This is a genomic window from Psychrobacter sp. 16-MNA-CIBAN-0192 (assembly GCF_040309565.1).
In the GTDB taxonomy this organism is placed as follows: Bacteria; Pseudomonadota; Gammaproteobacteria; order Pseudomonadales; family Moraxellaceae; genus Psychrobacter.
On record NZ_JBEOOX010000081.1, the window covers coordinates 1 to 341 of the forward strand.

The 341-nt window shown below is 47.8% G+C and carries 1 protein-coding gene; it reads right to left on the bottom strand.

Going from position 1 to position 341, the window contains the following annotated elements:
* On the bottom strand, positions 1–341 hold a 341-nt coding region (locus AAEY78_RS12445), incomplete at both ends, for a winged-helix domain-containing protein (RefSeq protein WP_352339651.1).

Here is a 341-nt window from a genome sequence, read left to right on the forward strand (position 1 = left end):
AACAAAACCCATGCCGCCGTCGACGTGATAACGGCCAACTAATGCAGCTGTTCGCTCATGAACTAAGCGCACAATTCGTGCTTCGCGACGACCACGACGATCAGTACCTGCTTTTTGAGCAAGCACTTTATCGCCATGGAAATACATCAGCATATCGCGATTATTAATAAATAAATCGTCACCGCCTTCATCTGGCTTAAAAAAGCCAAATCCATCGCGATGGCCTAAAACCGTACCAGACAATAAATCCATCCGTTCAGGTAAGCCATAGCTTTGCCCGCGGGTAAAGACTAATTGCCCATCACGTTCCATTGCGCGTAAACGGCGACGAAGCGCTTCTA